This window comes from Bacillus sp. S/N-304-OC-R1 (assembly GCF_019749375.1).
GTDB lineage: Bacteria > Bacillota > Bacilli > Bacillales > Cytobacillaceae > Cytobacillus.
This window is the reverse complement of sequence record NZ_JACWFE010000004.1, coordinates 78,835-97,001: the sequence shown is the minus strand read 5'-3', so window position 1 is coordinate 97,001 and position 18,167 is coordinate 78,835. Positions and strand designations below refer to the sequence as shown.

Genomic DNA, 18,167 nt, shown 5'->3' with positions numbered 1-18,167 from the left:
CACCTAAAAAACCATTTATTCCCTAAAAAATAATCAAAAAAAAGGAAAAGCCAATACCCTGCTTTTCCTTTTTTACTCTACCATTCTATTAAATTACAATGCTTTTATTTTCACAGCACATGCTTTATATTCAGCAGTTCCCGAAATTGGGTCAAACTCATTAATTGTTAGGACGTTCGTTGGGACGTCTTCAAAGTGGAAGCTCATAAAGACTAATCCAGGCGCAACTTGATCTGTAACCTTTGCCTTTACTTGGACGCTTCCTCTTCTTGAACTTACCTCTACTAAGTCTCCCGTCTCGATGCCTAATTTTTCGGCATCAGTTGGATGGATATCAGCTGTTTCTTCTGTTTGTTTAATTTTTACCCCAGTCGCATATAGATTTGTTTGTGTATGGGTGTTATACAATTCGTACCTTCGTCCGGTCGTGAGGGTAAATGGATATTCTTCATCCGGCCGTTCGATTGGTCCTGTATAATTGACTGGCTTAAAGGAAGAGGTCCGTTTATCTTCACTCTCATTATGAAATCTTGTATGAAGGACAAAGGTGCCTGGATGGGATTCATCAGGACAAGGATAATGAAGACTGTATTCCTTTTCTAATCTGGAATATGGCATGCCGCCATACATTTCCCAAGCTAACTTACGAATCTCTTCCCATATTTCTTCACTATCTCTATAATTCATCGGATAGCCCATTCGATTTGATAGTTCACAAAGAATTTCCCAATCATCCTTCGTATCCGGATGTGCGTCGACCGCCTTTCGGACACGCTGAATTCTTCTGTCCGTATTCGTATAAGTTCCTTCTACTTCACCCCAAGACCTTGCTGGGAGAACCACATCGGCTAGTTTTGCCGTCTCTGTTAGGAAAATATCCTGAACGACTAATAGATCCAGATCCTTTAATAGTTTCAGAGTGTGCTGTCTATACACATCTGCTACTAGTGGATTTTCACCTATGCAATATAGAGCTTTTACTTTACCTTCTTCCATTCTTTCAAATGCTCTTGTCTGAGTGTTCCCTGGCTCTGGATTGATCGTCACATTCCATGCCTTTTCAAATCTTGTTCGGTATTCTTCATTTAATAGACTAACAGCACCAGGCAGCATGTTCGGCAAGCATCCCATATCACCGGCACCTTGCACATTATTCTGGCCGCGCAACGGCATGATCCCGCAGCCTTCCCTGCCAATATGCCCTGTCAATAATGCCAGATTGGCGATATCAAATACATTATTAACACCGCAATGATGCTCCGTAATTCCTAATGTATAGGCAATCATTGCTTTATCTGCTTTCGCATACTCTCTTGCAGTAGCAATGATATCCTCTGCACTTACCCCTGTTATGGAGGCAGCAAATTCAGGAGTATACCTTTTTACATGTTCTTTTAACGTCTCGAAATCAACTGTAAATTTATCGATAAATAACGGGTTGTATAGTTTTTCTTCAATAATCACGTGAATCATTGCGTTCATTAGAGCAATGTCAGACCCGACATTAATTTGTAAATGACGGTGTGAGAACTTCACCATATCTATTTTTCTCGGATCAATCACGATGATTTTCAATCCAGATTTCACTGCCTTTTTCATACGGTTAGCAATGATCGGATGAGCTTCTGTCGTATTTGATCCCATAAGCAATAGTACTTCCGCACGATCAAAATCATCCAGCGTGTTTGTTGGTGAACCATTACCAAATACAGTTGCCAGACCGGCAACGCTAGGAGCATGTCAGGTTCGGTTACAGCCATCAATATTGTTGCTGCCGATCACCGCCCTCATAAACTTTTGTGTCACATAATTGACTTCATTTGTACTTCTTGCTGTCGCAAACATTGTAATGGCATCAGGGCCAAATTGTGATTTGATCCTTTTTAGCTTATCAGCAATAAAGGTATACGCTTCTTCCCACGTCGTTTCCACAAGCTCCCCAGCCTTACGGATGAGTGGTGAGGTTAATCGCCGGTTAGAATGGACATATTCATAGGCAAATGACCCTTTTACACATGTTTGTCCTTTGTTGACTGGTGCTTCCTTATCTCCGCGGATTTTGACAATTTTATTATCGTCCACTTCTACAACGAGTCCGCAGCCTGTTCCACAATAACCACAAACCGTTTTAACTTTTGCAGCTTCTCCCATTTTCATCCTCCCATTTGAATTTTTTAAGAAACTCTTTTTTAATACTATGTTTTAATTTTTGTTGATTTCCGCTGCAGGCACTTGCTTTCCGCGGGCGGTCCGGGAGCCTCCTCGTCGCTAACGCTCCTGCGGGGTCTCCCATTGACACGTTTTTCCCACAGGAGTCTCGTGCCTTCCGCTACAATCAACATCATAATAGCAGTATCAACATTGGCTTTAAACATAGCTATTGAAACTAAAGAGTATTCTTATGCAGCAGCAGCTCTTTTCCCCAGAAAGCTATATATTAATATCCCGCATAAACAACAATATTAAAATATTCAACTATTTTTCCAAAGAGAAATAGAGGCTGCAATCTAGAAGATTAATGCTTTCTTTATTGTATGCAAAGAGCCAGCGAAAACTCCCTGGCTCTTCGATATGTTTTTACAAATTGACTGTTTTTAATTATTTTTTGATTGAAGTGTCATGTGTTAGAAGTAAATTTGCTCTGTTTTTATTCGATGCTATGATGTATACTGCGGCAACTGCGATGAGTACAGCGATGAATGAGCCAATGTTGAGGATGCCTTTTTGAGAATACCATACAATTGAATATCCGACTGAACCCGCTAATAAGGCATAATATGCGAATGGGAATAGTGTTTTTCGGATGACCACTCCTTCTTTACCATAAAGTCCAACAACGGCGGAAGCGGCTACAACGTTATGAACACAAATCATATTTCCTGCTGCTCCTCCTACTGCCTGCAGAGCTACAACCCATGTGGGGTCAACACCAATTTGGGAGCCTACATCATATTGGAATAGTGCAAACATCATATTACTGACGGTATTACTTCCAGCAATAAATGCTCCGAGCCCGCCAATGAAGGTTGCAAATATTGGCCAGAATTCTCCTGCAAGTGCAGCGACACCATTTGCTAATTCAATTGGCATTCTTTCAAAGCCTGCTGCCCCTCCACCGGAATTCAAGAATACTTGAACCATTGGAACCGTAAAAATTAATGCAGTAGATGCAGCAACCGTTGTTTTGCCTGATTGCGCCCACGCTTTTTTGTAAGCGTTTCCACTCATTCCATGTACGAAGAAAGTCAGCATTGACACAACGATAAAGATCGTACCAGGTGAGAATAAAATTTCAAAGCTTGACGTAATACCGGAGTCAAAAATATTTTCAAATTTAATTACAACCGATTTCAGCCAAGTCCCTAGCGGCAATGTCTTTAGTCTCGTTAAAACAAGAAATAGCCCTACTAATATATATGGAGACCAAGCACGAACCATACTCATTTTACCGTTTCTATGTTCTTGAATTTTAATCTCCAGTTTACCAGACCATTCCGGATCCCATTTTGACTTTTCTTCAAAATCCCATACTTCGTCTTTAGGCATTAAGAAACCTTTTTTCGCTGCAAACACGACGATCGCTAATCCTGTTAAACCACCAACCATCGATGGAAACTCAGGTCCAAGTGTATTAGCAACGATCACATAAGGAATTGTCATAGCAAAAGCGGCAAAAAGTGCAAACTTCCAAACTTTAATTCCTTCCGAAAATGATTTGTTTTTCCCAAAAAACCTTGTCATTAATGCTACTACAAAGAGTGGAACGAGCGTCCCTGCAATCATATGCAGAATGGCAACCTTTCCGCCAATATGTGTTACTAAAGCAATCATATCGTTAGTAATTGTAGGGTCCGCTGATAAACCTGTGCTTGCACCTACAAGCATCGGCGTTCCAACTGCACCGAATGAAACTGGTGTACTTTGGATTACCATACCTGCTACAACGGCAGCCATTGCTGGAAAACCAAGACCAACCATTAGTGGTACCGCTACAGCTGCTGGTGTACCGAATCCTGATGCCCCTTCAATAAACGAACCGAAAAGCCACGCAACTATGATGACTTGAATTCTGCGGTCAGCTGAAATATCCGTAAATCCTTGACGTATCGTGCTTAGTCCGCCGCTTTCCTGCAATGTGTTTAGCAGAAGGATTGCACCAAAAATAATGTACAGTAAAGTAATGGCGACCACGATCCCATTAATTGAAGCAGCAGCCACATTGGCACCTGGCACTTTCCAAACAAATAATGCAAGTGCGACGGCAATGACATAAGAAATTGGCATTGCCTTACTTGCTGGCCACCTTAGACCAACTAAAAAAACTCCCACGGCAATGATTGGCAATAACGAAAGAATTGAAAGCATTCCCGTACTCATAAGACTTTTTCCCCTTTCTGTTTTATGATGACAAACATATAATAGCTGGTGTTGCTTATTGCGAAACAATGTTTTCTAAATTATCTCAGCCTAACTAATATTATACAGGCATTTGTAAGAATATCAATAATATTCGGAAAATTTAAAATAGGATATTTAACCATAAAAAAACTGCTGTAGTTACCGATTCGGCACTAATACAGCAGTTACGTTCTATTTTTCGTAAAATCCCATCCTGCTTGAAATTTGTTTTCCGATGCTGATTACTCTAGGTTTAAGCATTTGGAGTCTTTCCCTTGTCATTCTCATCGTTGGTCCTGAAATACTTACGGCTGCAATGACTTTTCCTAAATGATCAAATATCGGTACAGCAATACAGGTGATCCCATACTCGTTTTCTTCTAAATCTAATGCAAAGCCTTTTTTTCGTACTTCCACTAGCTCTTGAATAAATTGGTCCCTGTCAGTAATTGTATGATCTGTATGTACAGGCAACCCCTTTCGCTCTAAAATATCTGCAACAACGGCAGGAGGCAGATGAGCAAGAATCGCTTTCCCAACAGAGGTGCAGTGCATAGGGGCTCTTTTTCCTACCTTTGAATGCATTCGCAACGTTTCATTTCCGTCTAACTTTTCAATATAAACAACGTCCCCCTGATCGTAAACAACAAGATGAATTACCTCATTTGTTTCACTTTCGAGTTCCCTTAGATACGGCTTTGCTTCTTCTCTTAAATCCATTGATTCCAAAAGCCTCGAGCTTACCTCTAAAAATTTATATCCTAATTTATATCGTCCTGTTTCATTATCCTGTTCCACATAGCCATACTGAACAAGTGTTGAAAGAATTCTGTATACAGAACTCTTATTAATATCCATTTGATTTGCGATTTCCGTTACACCTAGTCCACCCTTTCTCATGCCGACAAAACTAATAATATCAAGGGCGCGGCTAACGGATTTTACCATATTCTCTCTTTCCAAATTTCCCTCTCCTCAAATAAAACCATCAATTTTTTTAATTTAATGGCTCTGTTAAAAGTAGCTGTTGATTTCCGCTGCAGGCACTCGCTTTTCGCGGACGGTCTGGGAGCCTCCTCGTCGCTAACGCTCCTGCGGGGACTCCCTTTGACTCGCTATTCCCGCAGGGTCTCGCGCCTTCCGCTGCAATCAACAAGTGCAAAAATCAAAATTCTGCCTTAACACAGCTAACCTAATTAAAATTGCATGGCCTTCTAGAAAAAATGAAGTGCCATGCAACTATTATCATCGTTTTACTGCAAATTTTGCCTTTGCTTCTAATCGGCGTTTATGCAGAATCGGCTCTGTGTAGCCATTCGGCTGATCATAGCCTTTAAAAACAAGATCACATGCTGCCTGAAATGCGACAGAACTTTCATAGTCATCAGCCATCGAATGGTAGGCAGGATCACCATTATTTTGCACATCTACGACTTTTGCCATTCTTTTCAGTGTTTCCATAACTTGTTCCTTCGTACAAATGCCATGATGCAGCCAGTTAGCGATATGCTGGCTTGAAATTCTTAATGTCGCGCGATCTTCCATCAAGCCAATATTATTAATATCCGGCACCTTTGAACATCCGACACCCTGCTCTACCCAGCGGACTACATAACCAAGTATCCCTTGAGCATTATTATCCAATTCTTGCTGAATTTCCTCTTCACTCCAATGCGGATTATCAGCAATTGGAATTTGCAGGATTTCATTATTTAAGTTCTTGATATCATTTAAAATATTTCTTTGAACCTCTTTGACATTAACTTCATGATAATGAAGAGCGTGCAGAGTTGCTGCTGTTGGTGATGGAACCCATGCTGTATTTGCACCTGCTTTTACATGGCCAATTTTTTGCTTCAGCATTTCTGCCATTAAATCAGGCATCGCCCACATGCCTTTACCGATTTGGGCCTTGTTCTGAAAACCGGCAGCTAAACCAGTTGTAACATTCGACTTTTCATATGCATGCAGCCATAGGGTTGTTTTCATATCATTTTTCCTAATCATTGGCCCTGCTTCCATAGAAGTATGGATTTCATCACCCGTGCGATCAAGGAAGCCAGTATTAATAAAAGCAATCCTTTCCTTTACTTCACGGATGCACTCTTTTAAATTTAAAGACGTTCGGCGCTCTTCATCCATCAGTCCAATTTTCAATGTGTTTCTCTTTACACGGATTAAATCCTCGACTCTGTTGAACAGCTCGTTAGCAAATGCAGCCTCCTTCGAACCATGCATTTTCGGTTTGACGATATAAACCGATCCCTTTGCGGAATTTGCGAAGGCTGTATTCCCAATTAACGAATGCTTTGCAATTAAGCTTGTTACAATCCCATCCAAAATTCCCTCGAAGATTTCGTCTCCATTCTCATCTAGAACAGCATTTATTGTCATTAAGTGCCCAACATTTCGAACAAACATTAAGGATCGTCCAGGAAGAGTGAAGCTTTCTCCGCTTGGTGCTAAATATGTCCGATTTGGATTCATCGTCCTTGTAAGGGTTTTGCCGTCCTTTTTAAAGCTTGCTGTTAAATCCCCCTTCATCAATCCAAGCCAATTCCGATAAACAAGGACTTTATCTTCTGCATCAACTGCAGCCACTGAATCCTCGCAATCCATAATTGTTGAAAGAGCTGCTTCTAGTAAAATATCCTTAACACCAGCTTTATCTGTTTTTCCTATGGGATGTGTACGATTTATTTGAATCTCTAAATGGAGGCCATTATTTTTAAGCAGTACCGCTGACGGATAATCCGCCTCTCCTTGATATCCTGCATATTTTTCTTCACCTAAAAGTCCAGTTTCTTGTCCATTTTCTAATACAGCAATTAACTTTCCGCTATTTACTTTATATTGAATGGTTTCATGATGAGATCCATCCTTTAATGGTACAGCCTGATCGAGAAAGTTTTTGGAAAATGCAATCACTTTTTCCCCACGAATTGGATTATAGACATCATTACGGGAAGCACCGTCATCCTCAGAGATGACATCAGTTCCATATAGAGCATCGTATAAACTCCCCCAACGGGCATTTGCAGCATTTAATGCATATCTTGCATTATTAACAGGAACAACTAGCTGAGGCCCAGCTTGAAGAGCAACCTCTTCATCAACGTTTTCCGATGAAATGCTGAAATCGTCCCCAGCTTCCTCTAGGTAGCCAATTTCCTCTAAAAAAGCTTTATAGCTAGTAAAATCAAACTCTTTATTCTCTCTGTGCCAAGTGTTAATCTTCCGCTGCAGCTCATCACGTATAGCCAGCAGTTCCTTATTTTTAGGGGTTAAATCTTGAACAATATTTTCAAAGCCGATCCAGAACTTTTCCGGATCAACTTCACTCCCTGGGAGAACTTCAAGATTAATAAACTCAAAGAGTTCGCTTGCCACTTGCAATTTTCCAACTTGCTTATAAGACGACATTTTATTTTCCTCCTCTATTGTTTATTTTTCTCCCTATCTCTCTGTTTGTTATGACAAAACACCGTTTCATTCTATCGTTAAAAAAAGAATAGCATAATCTCTATGATATTTCAATAATATTCTGAAAATAACGAAAAAATTATAAATTAACCGCTGCTTCTTTCATTTCTTTTTTTATTTCTGCGCAGCGGCTAGGTGTTGGAAACAGCTTACCCGCATTTAACAAATTATGCTCGTTAAAGACTTCACGAATATTGGTCTGGGCAATAATTTCTTCATCATTAAAAACAAACCGCATCTCTTCCTTTTTTTCTATTCCGACACCATGTTCGCCTGTAATGGTTCCCCCAACATCTGCACAAACCTTTAAGCAAGCACTACCCGCTTTTAAGGCCGTTTCAATTTCACCTGGCTTTCTTGCATCAAATAACACAAGCGGATGCAGATTTCCATCTCCTGCGTGAAATATATTCGCTATCCGTAAACCTGATTCTTCACTTATGTTACTTATTCGTCGCAAAACCTCCGGGAGTTTGCTGCGGGGAATCACACCATCCTGTACTAAATAATCAGGTGATATCGCGCCCATTGCACCAAATCCTGTTTTCCGGTTTGCCCACCAGCGTTCCCTTTCCTTTTCATCCTTTGCCGCGCGTACTTCACGAACATTACATCTTCTGCACACATCGAGAATTTGATTAATTTGCTCATCGATGCCCGCAGCAATCCCATCTACTTCAATCAATAAAACTGCTTCGATATCTTTCGGATGCCCAACAGGAAAAGCTGCTGCTTCCACCCCTTCAATTGCTACTTTATCCATCATTTCTAATGCAGCGGGTACAATGCCTGCAGAAATGATTTCAGATACAGCTTTGCTTCCATCCTCCACTTTATCGAAATAGGCAAGAACTGTTTGTTTGCCTTCTGGATTTTTTAAAATACGGACCGTTATTTTTGTTACGATGCCTAAAGTTCCTTCTGACCCGGTTAAAAGTCCGAGCAAATCATAGCCTGGCTCATCTAAAATTCCATTTCGGCCAATTTCTATAATTTCACCATTTGGCAAGACCACCTCAAGCCCTAAAATATGATTCGTCGTTACACCATATTTCAAGCAATGTGCCCCTCCGGCATTTTCTGCAACATTTCCTCCAATTGTACAGCAATATTGACTTGAAGGGTCTGGTGCATAATAGTACCCTCGATCTGATATTGAATTGGTAAGCTTTAAATTGACGAATCCCGGTTCGACGACAGCCTTTCTATTTTCCAAGTCAACACTCAGCAATTTTTTCATACGAACAAGGCTAATGATGACTTCCCCATTGATTGGAATCGCACCACCGCTTAATCCTGTCCCAGCTCCCCGAGCAAGAAACGGAAGATTGTGTGCTGAGCAATATTTGACAAGTGCTGCTACCTCTTCCGTGTTTTTAGGAAAGACGACAGCTCTAGGCAAATGCTTATGAAGGGTAAATCCGTCGCAATCATAGGCTATAAGATCTTCTTTGTGGTAAAGGATTGACTTTGATCCGCCAACTTTTTCGGCTAAACGATGAATATGCATATCGTCCGTGTTTATTTTTCCTTTCATTTCTGTTTTACCTCCTTTCCTTCCTCCTGATAAGCCCAATCTAAAAGCTGAACAGTATGAACGATTCTTTGATTTCTTCCGTACTTCTGCACCCCAACTGCCATCTGAAGCATACATCCGGGATTTCCCATCGAAATCATTTCTACATCTTCAGGGACATTTTCCATTTTACTTTCTAACACCGCACTAGCCATTTCCGGATTCGTAATATTATAAATCCCAGCACTTCCACAGCAACGGTCTGCATTTGGCATATGGATCATCTCTACTCCAGGAATATCTAATAATATTTCCCTAGGCTCCTTCCTTACACCCTGTCCATGTGCAAGATGACATGCATCATGATACGTAATCTTTGTTTTGAGCTCTGCTTTTGGTTTTTCATAACCTGTATCATGAAGATGTTTCGAAATATCTACAACCTTTTCGGAAAATTCCTCTGCTTTTTTCTTCCATTCGGGCTCTTCACGAAATAATTCTCCGTATTCTTTCATCATACAGCCGCATCCAGCTGCATTTACAATAACAGTTTCCGCATCCTTAAAAGCTTCAATATTTTGCTTTGCAAGCTTCCTTCCCATATCCCTGTCTCCTGCATGAACATGCAATGCGCCGCAGCACGTTTGGCCTGAAGGAATGTTCACATCATTTCCATTTCTCGTTAGGACATTAATAGTCGATTCATTAATATCACTAAACATAATATCCATAATACAGCCCGTAAGCATTGCTACTTCCCTTTTCGTTTCCCCTTTAGCCTTCATGACTGTTTGATTACGATATTTTTTGCGAACTGATTCCTTTACTTCAGGCATAATCGCTTCCATATCAACTAAATGCTGCGGCATGATATTAATTAGTTTCGTTTTTCGAACCACCTTCTGAATTCCGCTTTTTTGATAAAATTTCAAAAACCCGCCAAGTGTATTTAATCGGGTGTGGTGAGGAAATAATCCATGTAAAAAAAATTTATTCACTGTCCCCTTCCAGCCTTTTAATGGCATGGCCTGGCGTATTTGTCCCCTTGCCTCTTCGATTAAACCACCAACATCCACATCTGCAGGGCAGGCTGTCGTACATGCACGGCAATCCAAGCAGGCAAATACAGGATCCGTAAATTGTTCATTCACCTCGAGCTTTCCTTCTGCAACTGCCTTAATTAAATATACTCTGCCTCGCGGTGAATGCTGTTCCTGCCCTGTATGCTCATAGGTAGGACATGATTCAAGGCACATCCCACAATGCACACAGTCTGCCCACTTATTCTCATCAGGCGGATCCTTCCACAAGTAATTGCCTAAACTTGTAGCGCAAGGGGGTGTTTGTTTTGGCTCAGTCTGCATCACACTCACTTCAAATCCCTCCTACAAAACGTTTCGGATTTAATATTTTATTAGGATCGATTTTTGACTTTATCCCTTCAAGTAAAGAAAAATAAGCCGGCTTTTCTCCCCACGTATTTACTTCCATTCGAAGCAAATATGGTAAATGCTTCCCCACTGCATAGCCGCCCAATGGGTCTAAACTTTTTCTAATATGCTGGATCGAAGAAATAATATCTTCTTGACCGCCTTTTAACGTCATATGACAAACACCGTGACCAAGCCCCCCATGAGCTTCAATTGTCACTCCATATAAGTCCTGCAAACTCTCAGTTTCTTTTATAACTTTTATTACATCAAGGTTGACTACACCGATTTTTAATACGGCTGTTAATTCCCTTCCCACTGAGGACTTATCAGGATAAAACGAATAGAACTCTTTCCAAAAATGCTGTGCTTCACTTTGATTTAAAATGCCCATCTCCGCGTTAGATGGCCTAATGGATTTTACCATTTCCTCTTGATAGTGTACTGAGCTTTCAACATCCTCAAAGGCAATTACAATTGTATATTTCTTAACATCTAGTAATTTTTCAGCCAATGAGGGGCTTAAAAGTTCTATGCATACTGGCTCTAAAACAGAATCCAATACTCTTGTAGAGAAATCCTTTAGATTAGCTTCATTTCCGTCTGGAAAAGTAACAAAAACAAGAGATTCATATTTTGGAAGTGGCCTTAATTTAAATGTCACCTCTGTCATCACTCCGAGAGTACCCATAGATCCAATAAACAGTTTATTCATATCATATCCAGCTACATTCTTTACCACTTTTCCTCCGGAACGAATGACAGTACCATCCGGATAAACGGTTCGTATTCCAATAACTGAATCTCTGGCTGATCCGTATTTTAACCTTTTAGGACCACTGTCATTTGCTGCAAGTATGCCGCCAACTGTTGCTTCTGCTGGTAAAAAAGGATCAAGTGAAATTTTTTGATTCGTTTTTGCTAAGTAATCTTGCAGCTCTTGAAAGGGAGTACCTGCTTTAACGGTTACAGTCATATCACCAACAGTGTGCTCAATTACGCCTTTGTATTTTCCTAAAGAAAGAAGGAGATCATGAACTTCCTGCAATCCCCCGAAACCCCTTTTCGATCCATTTCCCATTATCGAGACTGATAGGCTGTTCTTGTTCGCAAATTTCAGCACTGTTGAAATATCTTCTTCTGAATACGGATAAACAATTGTTAGTCCACTATTCCCTAGTATATGATGATCGTTTTCTTCATTATATATTTGCTCCTTAGATAGAACGTCGGTTAGTTCATTAACCCATATAGCAGAATTCATATCCAGCTCTCCTTACTGTTTTGTAATAAGAAACAGCGTTTTTAATGTAGTTACTAAAATTTGTATTCAACTATAATTAAAACATTCTAATTGTATAAATTCAATAAATATTTAGAATTGATAGAAAATTACTAACAAAAAAACCTGACTATCTATAGAATGAAATCTATCATAGTCAGGTTTAATATTAAAATATACGAATAACGCGTCCATTAAATTTGCTTTGCCAATAGCCGCTGCTCATGTTAGCAATTGCTACACCTGTTGAGCTTTGAGAACCGATAAACTTACCGCCGCCAATATAGATGCCAACATGTCCATCTTTTTTATAAGTATCGAAGAATACTAGATCTCCAGGTCTCATATCACTAGAAGACACTTGTCTTCCTACACCTTTAAGTGACTCTGTATAGGCAGGCAGTTTAACTCCGGCTTGAGAGTACGCCCATGAAACGAAGCCAGAACAGTCAAATCTTCCGTTCGCAATATCAGAAGCCGTTCTGCCGCCGCCAAATACATAAACGGAGTTTCCGAAGTATTTGTAACCTGCTTTAATAACTGTATTCACATCTCCTTTAACTACAGGAGCATCGTTATTTTCTTGTTCGTTTTCAGTTGCTTCTGGTGCTGATACTTCTTTTGAAGGCACATTTGTGTTTGTATTTGTATTGTTGCTCACAAAATTTGTATTCGTTTTAACTGGCGCTTTTGTAGGTGGTGTATAGTTATAGCTAGCTGCTGCTAGTTTGGCTTGAATTTCCGCCTCTTTTGAAGCTAGAGTGCTATCTTGAATTTTTAAACTAGCTTTTAGTGCAGCTACTTCTTTTTCTTTTACGTTTAATTCATTTACTAATTGGTCATTTTGCTGTTTTTGTTCTTCCATTTGAGCACGCATACCCTCAAGCTCAACCTTCATGCTCTCTAAATCCGAAAGCTTGTTTTCAACGGAAGTTTTTTTCTCTTCTACTTCCTTCTTATCTGCATCATGCTGGGCAATAATATCTTGGTCTGCCTCAACAATTTTTGTTACTGCACCAACTCTTTCGATAAAATCGCCAAAGCTAGTTGATCCTAGTAATACTTCTACATATCCAATTTTGCTATTGCCATTTTCCTGGTATGCAATCGCACGTTCTTTTAAAATTTCATTTCTCTTGTCTATTCTCTCTTGAATCACAGCTATATCAGCTTTTAATTGCTCTACTTCAGCTTTTGTAGTTACAATATCTTTCTGAGTTTTACCGATTAAATTATTATTATCTGAAATGGCCTGTAATACTCTCTTAACTTGTGCGTCTAAGACTGCACGTTCTTCAAGTAATGCCGTTAATTGTTGATCAGCTTTTGAAAGACTTGATTGAACATCCTGTCTTTGCTTTTTAATTTGTGCTTTCTGACTATTTAATGACGCTGCATCAACTGAAGGAATGGCAAATGCCCCAAGTCCAAGCATAATTGTCGTATTTAGTACTACAAGTTTCTTTTTCATGTCTGTCCTGCCCCCAATTGTTTGTAGCTCTAGTTGCCCTTTGGCATATGTATAATGTAAGCGTAAACTTATATATCTTCCCTTATCACAAAAACATAAACTACTTATAAACTTATTTATAAATTGAATTATAGCACGCTTATTTAACAGGACTATTTTAGTTATATTACAAAAGTATTTCAAATGGACCCACTCGTATACTAATTAAGGAAAATATTAGTATATTTGCGGTCGTATGACATTTATTATTAACAAAATAAGGCTGAAAATGCATCAAATTATTATTGTTTGCATTTTCAGCCTATATAATAGAAGAAACTAGATTTTAACTCATACTCATTTCTAGCTCTTCAATTCTTTTTTCTACATATTTCCGATCCTTTTGTGCATGGAAGGTTTCAGCTTTTTCAAGAATAATCGTTGTGTTATATTCAGGGATTTCTGCATATTTCTCATATACTCCCTTTGGAAGCAGCACATTTCCTTCTGGCCAGAATACAGCGATATTACCAGATTTCACATTTTCAAATTTGGCTCTTCCCTGTAAAGTGCCAAAACCATTATAGGCAACAACTGCTTCTCCCTCTTTAATATTAAGCTTTTCTGCATCTACCGAACTCATTAGGATATCATAGCGATCAGCACCATTAAATGGATCGGTTTCACTATAGATCATGGAGTTAAATTGTTTACCTCGTCTTGTTGTAACATAGAATTGTCCCTCTGTTTTGCGCAGCTCTGGTATTTCAATTGCAAGCAGATTCCCTTTTCCATCAGGAGTTGGACAAACTCCACCTTCGCATAACCATGCACCGCCCCATTGAAATACATCTCCGCGATTTTTCAAATTCTGAATGCCATCATAATTTCTGTTCGCAATAGCAATTTCTTCACGAATCTCTTCTGTGCTCTTGAATTCAATTAAATGCTTTTTATCCGGGTAGACTCTTGATGCTAGGTCAACATATATTTCCCATTCAGCCCGCGCTTCCTCAATTCTAGGACCATTAATTTCCGGGCTAAAATAAACCATTCTCTCCGTACTTGTTGAAGTACCACCGCCAGGCTGTTCATATCGAGTCATGGCTGGAAGCACAATGACTTCCTCCTTTGCCTCCACAAGAGTCGAAGTGTTGAATATAATATCCTGATGAACGCGCAATTCAACATTTTCCAGAACCTCTTTAATAAAATGAGGATCTGGCATTGTTTCTAAGAAGTTTCCACCACTTGTATAGAAAAGCTTTACTTTTCTTTCATGATCTTCCGGCAGCATAATATTTTCCAGTGTTTGTCCTACTGTATCACCCTGCCATCTTGGTACTGCGAATCCCCAAATATAATCCATTCGTTTTGCATTTAATTCATCAAAGTCACTGCCTGGAAGTACAAATGGGTCGGCACCCATTTCGCCTGAGCCTTGTACACCGCTATGGCCACGAATTGGCATAACCCCACAATGCTTTCTTCCGAGAAAACCGCGAAGCATCGCTAAATTAGCTACTTGTGAAATATTATCTGTTGCAAAGCGGTGCTGTGTTAATCCCATACTCCAAATGAATACACCTGATTTTGATTTTGCCAGAAGTTGGGCAAATTCATACATTCTTTCCTTCGTTAATCCCGATGATTTTTCGAGAAGCTCCCAATCTTGATTTTTCATATGTTCCTTTAATTGATTAATGCCGTTTGTATGCTCATTAACAAAATCATGATCGATGGCTGAACCTGGTTCTCTTTCTTCCATTTCAAACCAATGCTTCATAACACCATTCATAAAGGCAATATCTCCACCAATATTAACTTGATACACGTCATCCACAATCTTTGTGCCAAATAGAGCACTTTCTGCTACTGATGGAATCCAATAATTCTCCATTGCCGGTTCACGATATGGATTAATCATAATAATTTTCGTTCCAGCCTTTTTGGCGGCATACATATATTTTGTTGAAACAGGCTGATTGTTGGCTGCAACTGAACCCCAGAAAATGAGGACGTCTGTACCAATCCAATCTTTATAATTACAGCTCGATGCTCCAATTCCTAATGAGCGCTTTAATGCTGTTTTACTCGGTGAATGACATATACGGGAGGCATTGTCAATATTATTCGTTCCGAGAAAACGGGCTACTTTTGCAGCTGTATAATAAACTTCATTCGTAATCCCTCTTGCTGTTAAATAAAATGCCAGCTGTTTTGGATCAATACTCTTTATTTTTGCTGAAATCCGGTCTAATGCTTCATCCCAAGAGATTCTTGTAAACTTCTTTTCTCCTTTTTTACGTGACAACGGGTATGGAATTCTCCCGAGCTTTCGAAGCTCTGTACTATCAAGCTCTTGCATTTTCTCAATATTCTCAAGCCAGGAAGGATCAATCGCAGGCATTGTATTTAAGCGCAAAACATTTAATCTTGTTGTACATAAATGTGGGCCTGTCAAGGTTTGATCATAAAGCCCTGACACACCAAGTGCACAGCCATCGCACACACCTTGAGTAAGAATTCTATATGCATAGCCTAAATTATCTTTATTATCCCATGCCACCTTCATCGTGTCCCGAATATGATGAGGCTTTACTTTACCAAGACCCATTGGCGCCATGCTTGCCCATAAAGATGGCTTTAAGGATGTATCCAGTTTAATTGGTCCAGTATGTTTCGTTGATCCCATTATTCTCTACTCCTTTAACTTAAGATTTAGAATGAATGCACTGAAAATTCAGGCAAAATAAAAACCACCAAACACAAATAAACCTTAATGTGTTGGTGGTTAGTCTTTAGCAGGGTCGCTACCAAGTGCCAACTTCCAAGTATTATTTAAAATTGAATTTTTCTTCAAGATTTTTATCAAAAACAAATACGGACATACCGAAATCTCTTTCTATGTCTATATCAACAAATAAATCTATTAGTTTGGCCTGCAAAAATTCCTCCATCTCTACCGGAGGGTTTTTTTTATACATTTCCTTCACCATTTCGGTTCTGGCAGCACGGAGCATTTGCTTTCCATCATCAGCGCTGGCAATAAATTTCTCAACAGGAGAGAGATTTCCTTCCATTTCGCAAATGGCCCAATTTTTGCAGAAAGTTGTTGTCACTTTACTCGGTCCCTTTCCCATATGCTTCTTCCGAAAGGAACGGACAAGATTGCTAAATTCTGCCTCATATTTATTCATGCGTTTTTCAACCCTTTAATTCCAGTATTATATCATATGCTTAAGAATCATTCTTGTTAGTAAATACTATATTAAAGATTGATTCTACTATCTTAAGTTAATCAATAATTGACAAAATTGTCAAACAGCAATTTCACTTGAATTTGCTTGTTTTTGCCTCATTTTTTTAATATCAAGGCGAATAAGGAGTGAAATTATTAATGCAACAGCAAACATACCTGTGAAAACCATTAGACTTTGGGAATAAGATCCTGTTGTTTCACGGATCCATGATGCAAACATCGGCCCTGCTAGTCCTGCAGCTGACCAAGCTGTCAGAATATACCCATGAATGGCACCAAGCTGCTTCGTACCGAACAAGTCACCAATATAAGCTGGAATCGCTGCGAAACCTCCGCCATAGCAAGTATATATAATCGCTAATAGAATTTGGAACATCAGCGGATTGCTAGTCATCGTCACTAATGGAAAGGCAATTACTTGTATTAAGAAAAATGTTGTGTATGTATTTGGTCTCCCAATAAAGTCTGAAACGGACGCCCAGCCTATTCGTCCAAGACCATTAAATGCGCCAAGCACTCCAACAAGAGCTGCTGCAGCAACTGCATTTAATCCGATGCTTTCTTGTGCAAGCGGTGAAGCAGCAGAAATAATCGCAATCCCGCATGTGACGTTAATGAATAACATCAGCCATAGATAATAGAATCTTTTTGTTTTAACCGCTTCATTTGCAGTTAATTGTGATAAATCTTGTTTAATTGCTTTCGTACCTGCTTTTATTTTTTCTTTAAAGCCTGCAGGGGCCCAACCTTCCTTAGGCGGCTCAAGGTATAAAGAGGATGCCATCATAATGATAAAATAGGACACTCCCAAAATGAAAAAAGTATTCGCGATTCCAACTGAATCAATAAGACTTTGCATTATCGGGCTACTAATTAGAGCAGCAAAGCCAAATCCCATAATCGCTAAACCAGTAGCGAGTCCTCTGCGGTCCGGAAACCATTTCACAAGTGTGGAAACTGGTGTAATATATCCTACACCTAAACCAATTCCACCTAAAACTCCGTAAAAAATATACAACATTGGTAATGATTCCAAAATAATTGCCAGTCCAGAGCCTGTAATTCCTACACCAAAAAATATGGCAGCGAGCATGCCTGCTTTTCTCGGTCCGTGTTTTTCAACGAAATGCCCTAGAAACGCTGCCGACAGTCCTAAAAATAAAATCGCTAAACTAAATGTCAAACTAATATCTGTTAATTCCCAGCCAAATTGATTAACAAGCGGCTTTGTAAAAACACTCCATGCATAAACTGAACCAATAGAAATATGAATCCCAACAGCTGAGGCGGCAATGAGCCACCTATTTTTTACCTTCTCCACTTTCTTATCACCTCATGATTTTAAA

11 protein-coding genes are annotated in these 18,167 nt (G+C 39.5%); all 11 read right to left on the bottom strand.

Features of this window, described 5'->3' with window-relative positions; translation table 11 throughout:
• Window positions 1–93: 93 nt before the first annotated feature.
• A complete protein-coding gene (gene fdhF, locus H0173_RS22165; protein WP_396021187.1) occupies window positions 94–2,151 on the bottom strand; it encodes a formate dehydrogenase subunit alpha in 2,058 nt (685 codons plus the stop codon).
• Window positions 2,152–2,598: 447 nt separating this feature from the next.
• Window positions 2,599–4,377 (bottom strand): L-lactate permease, encoded by a 1,779-nt coding sequence (locus H0173_RS05580; RefSeq protein ID WP_221845365.1) that lies wholly within the window; start codon window positions 4,375–4,377, stop codon window positions 2,599–2,601.
• A gap of 213 nt (window positions 4,378–4,590) precedes the next feature.
• Window positions 4,591–5,361, bottom strand: a complete 771-nt coding sequence (locus tag H0173_RS05575) for an IclR family transcriptional regulator (RefSeq protein ID WP_221845364.1) — start codon at window positions 5,359–5,361, stop codon at window positions 4,591–4,593.
• Window positions 5,362–5,643: 282 nt separating this feature from the next.
• On the bottom strand, window positions 5,644–7,821 hold the full coding sequence (locus H0173_RS05570) for a malate synthase G (RefSeq protein WP_221845363.1): 2,178 nt from the start codon (window positions 7,819–7,821) through the stop codon (window positions 5,644–5,646).
• A 139-nt stretch (window positions 7,822–7,960) separates the two neighbouring features.
• Window positions 7,961–9,391: an FAD-linked oxidase C-terminal domain-containing protein gene (locus H0173_RS05565; RefSeq protein WP_396021190.1), complete on the bottom strand. Its 1,431-nt coding sequence runs from the start codon at window positions 9,389–9,391 to the stop codon at window positions 7,961–7,963.
• 23 nt (window positions 9,392–9,414) lie between these two features.
• Window positions 9,415–10,761 (bottom strand): (Fe-S)-binding protein, encoded by a 1,347-nt coding sequence (locus tag H0173_RS05560; protein WP_260631072.1) that lies wholly within the window; start codon window positions 10,759–10,761, stop codon window positions 9,415–9,417.
• Window positions 10,762–10,771: 10 nt separating this feature from the next.
• Complete coding sequence (locus H0173_RS05555) at window positions 10,772–12,091, bottom strand: FAD-binding oxidoreductase (protein ID WP_221845360.1); 1,320 nt, start codon at window positions 12,089–12,091, stop codon at window positions 10,772–10,774.
• 187 nt (window positions 12,092–12,278) lie between these two features.
• Window positions 12,279–13,580: a coiled-coil domain-containing protein gene (locus tag H0173_RS05550; protein ID WP_221845359.1), complete on the bottom strand. Its 1,302-nt coding sequence runs from the start codon at window positions 13,578–13,580 to the stop codon at window positions 12,279–12,281.
• 325 nt (window positions 13,581–13,905) lie between these two features.
• The gene (locus H0173_RS05545) at window positions 13,906–16,254 is read right to left on the bottom strand and encodes an FdhF/YdeP family oxidoreductase (protein WP_221845358.1); all 2,349 of its coding nucleotides are present in this window, start codon (window positions 16,252–16,254) and stop codon (window positions 13,906–13,908) included.
• A gap of 142 nt (window positions 16,255–16,396) precedes the next feature.
• A complete protein-coding gene (locus tag H0173_RS05540; protein WP_221845357.1) occupies window positions 16,397–16,759 on the bottom strand; it encodes a Na-translocating system protein MpsC family protein in 363 nt (120 codons plus the stop codon).
• A 120-nt stretch (window positions 16,760–16,879) separates the two neighbouring features.
• On the bottom strand, window positions 16,880–18,142 hold the full coding sequence (locus tag H0173_RS05535) for an L-lactate MFS transporter (protein ID WP_221845356.1): 1,263 nt from the start codon (window positions 18,140–18,142) through the stop codon (window positions 16,880–16,882).
• Window positions 18,143–18,167 lie beyond the last annotated feature (25 nt).

Coding starts and splice junctions, on each gene's coding strand:
- H0173_RS05545 (WP_221845358.1), bottom strand. CDS start 16,254: ATGGGATCAACGAAACATACTGGACCAATTAAACTGGATACATCCTTA.
- H0173_RS05555 (WP_221845360.1), bottom strand. CDS start 12,091: ATGAATTCTGCTATATGGGTTAATGAACTAACCGACGTTCTATCTAAG.
- H0173_RS05580 (WP_221845365.1), bottom strand. CDS start 4,377: ATGAGTACGGGAATGCTTTCAATTCTTTCGTTATTGCCAATCATTGCC.
- H0173_RS05570 (WP_221845363.1), bottom strand. CDS start 7,821: ATGTCGTCTTATAAGCAAGTTGGAAAATTGCAAGTGGCAAGCGAACTC.
- H0173_RS05540 (WP_221845357.1), bottom strand. CDS start 16,759: ATGAATAAATATGAGGCAGAATTTAGCAATCTTGTCCGTTCCTTTCGG.
- H0173_RS05550 (WP_221845359.1), bottom strand. CDS start 13,580: ATGAAAAAGAAACTTGTAGTACTAAATACGACAATTATGCTTGGACTT.
- H0173_RS05565 (WP_396021190.1), bottom strand. CDS start 9,391: ATGCATATTCATCGTTTAGCCGAAAAAGTTGGCGGATCAAAGTCAATC.
- H0173_RS05560 (WP_260631072.1), bottom strand. CDS start 10,761: ATGCAGACTGAGCCAAAACAAACACCCCCTTGCGCTACAAGTTTAGGC.